The 1,273-nt window shown below is 55.8% G+C and carries 2 protein-coding genes; both read left to right on the top strand.

Going from position 1 to position 1,273, the window contains the following annotated elements; all coding sequences use genetic code 11:
- Nucleotides 1–776, top strand: a 776-nt coding sequence (nusA, locus tag NP596_RS21415; RefSeq protein ID WP_256617409.1) for a transcription termination/antitermination protein NusA, incomplete at its 5' end; no start/stop codon positions are given.
- Between the two features lie 14 nt (nt 777–790).
- Nucleotides 791–1,273, top strand: a 483-nt coding sequence (locus NP596_RS21410; RefSeq protein ID WP_256617408.1) for a translation initiation factor IF-2 associated domain-containing protein, incomplete at its 3' end; no start/stop codon positions are given.

The following is a 1,273-nucleotide window of genomic DNA, read 5'->3' as shown; positions in this document are numbered from 1 at the left end:
TAAAAGCCAACGACCCGCGTCTGGATCCGGTCGGCGCCTGCGTCGGCATGCGCGGCTCGCGCGTGCAGGCCATTTCCAACGAACTGGCCGGCGAGCGGGTGGACATCATTTTATGGAACCCCAACGAAGCGCAGTTTGTGATCAACGCCATGTCGCCAGCTGAAATCCAGTCCATCGTGGTCGACGAAGACAAACACAGCATGGATGTAGCGGTCACCAGCGACAGCTTGTCGCAAGCCATCGGCCGCGGCGGCCAAAACGTCCGCCTGGCCTCCGAACTGACCGGCTGGGAACTGAATATTCAGGACGCTTCGCAAGTCGACAAGAATCTGGACGAATCCGCCGCCAAGGCCAAACAAGAATTTATGGAGTTACTGGATGTCGACGAGGAAATCGCCGACGTCCTGGTGGAAGTGGGCCTAAGCAATATCGAAGAAATCGCCTACATTCCGGTCGACGAAATGCTGGAAATCGAAGGCTTTGACGAAGAATTGGTCGAAGCGCTGCGCAGCCGCGCCAAGGACGCGCTACTGATAAAGGCCATCGCTTCGGAAGAAAAAATCGAAACCTCGGAACCCAGCCCGGAATTGCTGGCCATGGACGGAATGGACGACAAACTGGCGCACGAAATGGCGGCCAAGGGCATAGTCACCCTGGACGATTTGGCCGAACAGGCCATCGACGACATTATCGAATTTACCGGCATGAATGAAGATCGAGCAGGTAAACTTATTATGAAAGCCCGCGAATCGTGGTTCGCTGAGGACAAGGGCTAAGGCAGGAGGATTCTATGAGCGATAAAACAGTACAGGCATTAGCAGAGGTAGTCGGCATTCCTTTGGAACGTTTTTTGGAGCAATTGAAGGAGGCCGGCCTGAGCGCCACCGATCCCGACGATGTCATCAGCGAAGAGGAAAAGGTCAAATTGCTGGCGCATTTACGTAAACGCCATGGCAAAGCCGAGGCCACCCAGGAAAGCAGCACGCCGAAACGCATTACCTTAAAACGCAGTACCAAGACCGAACTCAGACAGTCGTCCGCCCCCGGCACCGGCACCAAAACGGTCAGCGTCGAAGTGCGCAAGCAGAAAACCTACATCAAACGTAGCGAAGCAAGCGTTAGCGACGCGCAAAAAGAAGCGGAACAGGCCAAGCAAGCCCTAGCGGCCCTGGAAGAGCAGAAACGCCGGCAGGCGGTCGAAGAAGAAAAACGCCGTCAGCATGAAGCCCAATTAAAAGCCGAGACGGAAAAACCCCAGCCCGCCCCGGAAGTC

The organism is Methylomonas rivi (assembly GCF_024505165.1).
Lineage (GTDB): Bacteria > Pseudomonadota > Gammaproteobacteria > Methylococcales > Methylomonadaceae > Methylomonas > Methylomonas rivi.
The sequence above is the reverse complement of the archived record's forward strand: the minus strand, read 5'-3'. Positions and strand labels throughout refer to the sequence as shown.